The following is a 6,072-nucleotide window of genomic DNA, read 5'->3' as shown; positions in this document are numbered from 1 at the left end:
ACCACCGAGAGCAGGAAGCCGAGGGCCGCCTTGAGCGGAACCAGGATCGAGCGGAAGACGAGCATCAGCAGCAGGAAGGCGAGGCCGACGACGAGCGCCAGATAGGGCAGCAGCGCGTCGTTCATCTTCTGCGAGAAGTCGATGTTCATCGCGGTCGCGCCGGTGACGAACACCTTGCCGCTGTCGCTGCCCTCGCGGATCTCGTGGACCAGGTTCTCGGTCTCCACGGAGGACGGCCGGTCCTTCGGGATCACCGAGATGACGGCGGCGTCCTTGGCCTCGTTCTGGGTGGCCGGCATGACCGCGGCCACGCCGTCCAGGCCCTTGATCCGCTCGACCGTGGCGTCGGCGAGCGCCTTGTCCCCGTTCACGACGACCATCAGCGGGCCGTTGAAGCCGGGGCCGAAGCCGTCGGAGAGCAGGTCGTACGCCTGGCGCTGGGTGGTGGACACCGGCTGGGCGCCGTCGTCCGGCAGGCCCATCTCCAGCTTGCTCGCGGGGATGGCGACGATGCCGAGGCCGATCACGCCCGCGAGCAGCACCATGACGGGGCGGCGCAGGATGAAGCGGGCCCAGCGGGTGCCGCCGTTGGGCTTGGCCTCCGCGCCTTCGGCGGTGGCCTTGCCCTTGCCGAGGAAGCGGGACTTGGTGCCGGCGGGCAGCACCTTCTTGCCGGCGAAACCGAGCATGGCCGGGACCAGCGTCAGGGCGACGAGGACGGCGATGACCACGGTGCCGGCGGCGGCGAAGCCCATCTTGCTGAGCATCGGGATGTTGACGACGGCCAGGCCCACGAGGGCGATGACCACGGTCAGACCGGCGAAGACGACGGCGGAACCGGCGGTTCCGACGGCCCGGCCCGCAGCCTCGTCGCGTTCGCGGCCCTCGGCGAGCTCCGCGCGGTAGCGGGAGACGATGAAGAGGGCGTAGTCGATGCCGACGGCGAGGCCGATCATCATCGCGAGGGTGGAGGTGGTGGAGCCGAGGTCCAGCACGTTGGCGAGCGCGGTGATGGAGGAGATGCCGATGCCCACGCCGATGAGGGCGGTCAGCAGCGGCAGGCCCGCGGCGATGAGCGAGCCGAAGGTGATGACGAGGACGATCGCGGCGATCGCGATGCCGATGATCTCGCCGGAGCCCGTCTCGGGGGCGGCCATCAGGGCGTCGCCGCCGATCTGGACGTTCAGCCCGTCGGCCTTGGCGGCCGTGGTGGACTCCGTGAGGGCCTCGCGGGTGGCGTCCGTCAGCTCCATGCCGCTGACCTTGTACTTGACGCTCACGTAGGCGGTGGAGCCGTCCTGGCTGACGGCCTTGGCCTCGTACGGGCTGGTGACCGAGGAGATCTGGTCCTTGCCCGGACCGTCCTTCAGCTCGCTGACGATCTTCTCGACCTGGGGCTTGACGGCCTCGGAGTCGACCTTCTCGCCGGCCGGAGCCTTGATCACGATGCGGGCGGTGGCGCCGTCGGCGGCCATCCCCGGGAAGCGCTGGTCCAGCAGGTCGAAGGCCCTCTGGGCCTCCGTGCCGGGTATGGAGAACGAGCCTGAGGTGGGTGCGGATGCCGATGCCGCGCCGAAACCGGCGACGAACAGCAGCGCCACCCAGACGAGGGCGACGAATCGGCGGCGCCGGAAGGCACCCCTGCCGAGTCGGTAAAGGAAGGTGGCCACGTGGGTGGTTCTCCCGTTCGGGTCGTGGGATGGATCAGGGCATGAAATGCCGTTCCGACGACGAGAGCGGCGTGTCAGGGCAGGCAGGAATTCGAGCGCGGGGACGGCGCGGACGGGCGGCTGCGCGGGTGAGCAGCCGGGCAGGTGTGCGGCCGGGCGGGATCAGACGCCGAGGGCGGGGAAGACCACGGCGTCGATGAAGTCACCGAGGAAGGTCCGGTCGACGGACCGGTCCTCGATGAGCGGAAGGGCGATGAACGCCCCGATGAGCATGTGCGGAACGAAGGCCAGGGCCGGACAGTCCGGGGCGATCTCGCCCCGGGCGACCGCTCTTTGCAGCATCTCCTGCAGACCGTTGATCTCCGGATCGACCAGCAGGTCCCGTAGCGCCTTGTGGAGCTCGGGGCTCTCGTGCACCGCATGGGTCAGGCCCCGCATCAGCGCGGTGTCCTTCGCCATCTGGGCGTCGTCGGAGTTCTCGATCATGACCCCGAAGTCCCCGCGGATGCTACCCGTGTCGATCTCCCGGAGGGAGACCGGCTGGGTGCAGCGCAGGGCCTTCGCGACCAGCTCGGGCTTGCTCCCCCACTGGCGGTAGAGGGTGGCCTTGCTGGACTTCGTACGGGCGGCGACCGCGTCCATGGTCAGCGCCTCGTAGCCGACTTCACGGAGGAGGTCGAGGACCGCTCCGTGCAGTTCGGCTTCCCGTTCGGGGGTGATCCGGCTGCGACGCGACATGACCTCTTCGACCATCCCGGCGTCTCCTCCCGACCTTGCCCAACCGAACGAAACCGTTTCGTACGGATCGACCATACCCCGGCCCCAAGCGAAACGAAACCGTTCCGTTTCGCTTGGGGCGTGGTGTCGGTCACGTACCCGCCGCCGTCCGCCGCCCCCGCGGGAAGCCCCATGGATCACCTGTACGAGTTGCCAGCCCCCCTCCGCGCGGAAAGCATTGGGGGGTGAGTCACGACGCGGCGTACCTCCGGTTCCCCCATCTCCACGACGATCTGCTGTGCTTCGCCACCGAGGACGACCTCTGGGTGGCGCCCCTGGTCCCTCCCGGAGAGCCCGCGGGCCGGGCCTGGCGGATCACCGTCGACCGGACCCGGGTGGGCCACCCCCGGTTCTCCCCCGACGGCAAGCACATCGCCTTCACCACCTGGCGCAGCCTCGACCCCGAGATCCACCTCGCCCCCGTCGCGGGCGGCCCGGCCCGCCGGCTCAGCTACTGGGGCGCCACCGACACCCGGGTCTGCGGCTGGACCCCGCCCGACAAGGACGGCCGCAGCGACATCCTGGCCGTCTCCTCGCACGGCCAGCCCTTCTCCTACTTCGCCTGGGCGTACACCCTCCCCACCGACGGCAGCCCCGGCGGCCGGCTTCCCTGGGGGCCCGTCTCCGACATCGCCGTCCACGACGAGGCCCCCGTCGGGGAGGAGCCGGCCGAGCGCCGCACCCTGCTGCTGACCGGGAAGCCCCCGCACGAGCCCGCCGCGTGGAAGCGCTACCGCGGCGGCGCCACCGGCCGGCTGTGGCTGCACGGCGAGCGGCTGCTGGAGGGCATCGAAGGCCACCTGGACTCGCCGATGTTCGTGGACGGCCGGATCGCCTTCCTCTCCGACCACGAGGGCATCGGCAACGTCTACTCCTGCCTGCCCGACGGCACGGACCTGCGCCGGCACACCGACCACGAGGAGTTCTACGCCCGGCACGCCTCCAGCGACGGCTCCCGGATCGTCTACCAGTGCGCCGGCGACCTGTGGATCGTGGAGTCGCTGGCCCCCGGCGCCACCCCGCGCAAGCTGGAGGTCCGCCTCGGCGGCCCCCGAGCGGGCCGCCGCACCTACCAGGTCCCGGCCGCCAGCCACGTCGACTCCCTCTCCGTCGACACCACCGGGCGGGCCAGCGCCGTCGTCGTGCGCGGCAGCCTGTACTGGCTCACGCACCGCGACGGGCCCGCCCGCACCATCGCCGACACCCCGGGCGTACGGGTCCGGCTGCCCGAGATGCTCGGCAGCGGCGGGCAGGTGGCCTACGTGACCGACGCGGAGGGCGAGGACGCGATCGAGATCGCCTACCTGCCCCGCGCCTCGGGCGACCGCGAGCCGCGCCGGCTCGCCTCGGGCGCGCTGGGCCGCGTACTGGAGCTGCTCTCCGATCCGGACGGGGAGCGCCTCGCGATCGCCTCCAACGACGGCCGGCTGCTGCTCATCGACGCCACCGAGGAGTCCAACGGGGAGGCCAGCGAGCTGATCCGGTCCGAGAACGGACCCGTCACCGACCTCGCCTTCTCCCCCGACGGCTGCTGGCTGACCTGGTCGCACCCGGGCATCGGCCGCTCGCTGCGCCAGATCAAGATGGCCCGGATCTCCGGGCCCGGCGCGCACACGATCGTGGACGTCACCAACGGCCGCTTCGAGGACGAGAACCCGGTCTTCACCCGGGACGGCCGCTACCTCGCCTTCCTGTCCTGGCGCGGTTTCGACCCCGTCTACGACGTCCACACCGGTGACCTGTCCTTCCCGCTGGGCTGCCGCCCGTACCTGGTGCCGCTGTCCTCGGCCACCCCCTCCCCCTTCGCCTTCTCCCCCGACGGGCGCCCGGCGGCGGGCGGACTCGACCCGGTCGAGGGGGACTCGGAGGCCGGCGACGGCGCGGTCACCGTGGAGGTGGAGGGCCTGGAGAGCCGGGTGACTCCCTTCCCGGTGTCGGCCTCCAAGTACTCGGCCCTGTACCCGGTGAGCGGCGGCGGGCTGGTGTGGCTGCGCTGGCCGATCTCGGGCGCGCTCGGCGAGACCTTCGCCAATCCGGCCGACACCAGCGGCAAGCCCACGCTGGAGTACTTCGACCTCACCAAGGCCCGCAAGACGGAACTGGCCTCCGGGCTGGACTGGTTCGCACTCAGCGGCGACGGCACCCGGCTCGTGGTCAACGACGACGGCGACCTGCGCGCCGTCCCGGCGACCGAGTCCGGCGACACCGACTCCACCGTCTACCTGGACCTGCGGCGCATCCTGCACGAGGTGGACCCGGCGGCCGAGTGGCGCCAGGCCTTCGAGGAGGCCGGGCGGCTCATCCGCGCCTACTTCTGGGAGCCGAAGATGTGCGGCATCGACTGGGACGGGGTGCTGCGCCAGTACCGCTTCCTGGTCGAACGCGTCGCCTCCCCCGACGAGTTCGCCGACCTGATGCGCGAGGTCCTCGGCGAGCTCGGCACCTCGCACGCGTACGTGTCCCCGGCCCGCCGCAACGAAGGGCCCCCGCACTACCAGCGGGCCATCGGCCTGCTCGGCGCCAACCTCTTCCCCCGCGACGGGGCCTGGGTCGTCGGCCGGATCCTGCCCGGCGAGTCCTCCGACTCCAAGGCCCGCTCCCCGCTCGCGGGCACCGGCATCCGCGAGGGCGCGGTCCTCACCCACGTCGACGGCCGGCCGGTGGACCCGGTCACCGGCCCGTACCCGCTGCTGTCGGCGGCGGGCGGCACCACCGTGGAGCTCACCTTCGAGCCCGCCGAGGGACAGGGCCGCTCCCGCCGGGTCGCGGTCGTCCCGCTGATCGACGAGCGGCCGCTGCGCTACCAGGACTGGGTGGCCAAACGCCGCGCGGTGGTCCAGGAGATCAGCGGCGGCAAGTGCGGCTACCTGCACATCCCCGACATGGGCGGCTCGGGCTGGGCGCAGTTCAACCGCGACCTGCGCGCCGAGATGTCCAAACCGGCCCTGCTCGTGGACGTACGGGGCAACGCCGGCGGGCACATCAGCGAGCTGGTGGTGGAGAAGCTGACCCGCTCGATCCTCGGCTGGGACCTGACCCGCAACGCCCAGCCCGTCTCCTACGCCTCCAACGCGCCCCGGGGCCCGATCGTGGCCCTGGCCGACGAGGCGACCTCCTCCGACGGGGACATGATCACGGCCGCCTTCAAGCTTCTGGGGCTCGGCCCGGTCGTCGGCCAGCGCACCTGGGGCGGGGTGGTCGGCATGACCGGCCGGCACACCCTCGGTGACGGCACGGTGATCACGGTGCCGATGAACGCGGCTTGGTTCCCCGAGTACGGCTGGTCCGTGGAGAACCAGGGCGTGGAGCCCGACCTGCCGATCCTGCGCACCCCGCTCGACTGGGCGGAGGGGCGGCACGCCCAGCTCGACGACGCCGTGCACCTGGCGCTGGAGCTGCTGGAACAGGACCCGGCCGCGGTACCGCCCGGCTACACGGACGTACCGGACCGGCGCCGGCCGAAGCTGCCGCCGCGGGAGTGAGCGGGCGGGGGCGGCGACCGTAGGGCATGCAGGAGGGGTGGGGGCCGGGGCGGCGGGGGGGCCCCCCCACGGCGGGGTTAGGGGGTACCCAAAATTGGGAAAATATAGTAGAAGGCGGGGCGGGGCCCGTGCGTTGGCTGGGG

The 6,072-nt window shown here is 71.9% G+C and carries 3 protein-coding genes; 1 reads left to right on the top strand and 2 read right to left on the bottom strand.

All coding sequences use genetic code 11. The features are described 5' to 3' along the window. The coding region (locus ACFWNV_RS29100; protein ID WP_383952768.1) for an MMPL family transporter at nt 1–1,670 on the bottom strand (1,670 nt) is incomplete at its 3' end. 162 nt (nt 1,671–1,832) lie between these two features. Next, complete coding sequence (locus ACFWNV_RS29095) at nt 1,833–2,423, bottom strand: TetR/AcrR family transcriptional regulator (protein WP_383952766.1); 591 nt, start codon at nt 2,421–2,423, stop codon at nt 1,833–1,835. A 209-nt stretch (nt 2,424–2,632) separates the two neighbouring features. Between ACFWNV_RS29095 and ACFWNV_RS29090 the strand changes: the two genes are divergently transcribed. Further along, nucleotides 2,633–5,929, top strand: coding sequence for a S41 family peptidase (locus tag ACFWNV_RS29090; protein WP_383952764.1), 3,297 nt, complete (start codon nt 2,633–2,635; stop codon nt 5,927–5,929). Nucleotides 5,930–6,072: the final 143 nt, after the last annotated feature.

The organism is Streptomyces sp. NPDC058401, assembly GCF_042722885.1.
Taxonomy (GTDB): domain Bacteria; phylum Actinomycetota; class Actinomycetes; order Streptomycetales; family Streptomycetaceae; genus Streptomyces.
This window is presented reverse-complemented; position numbering and strand designations above follow the sequence as displayed.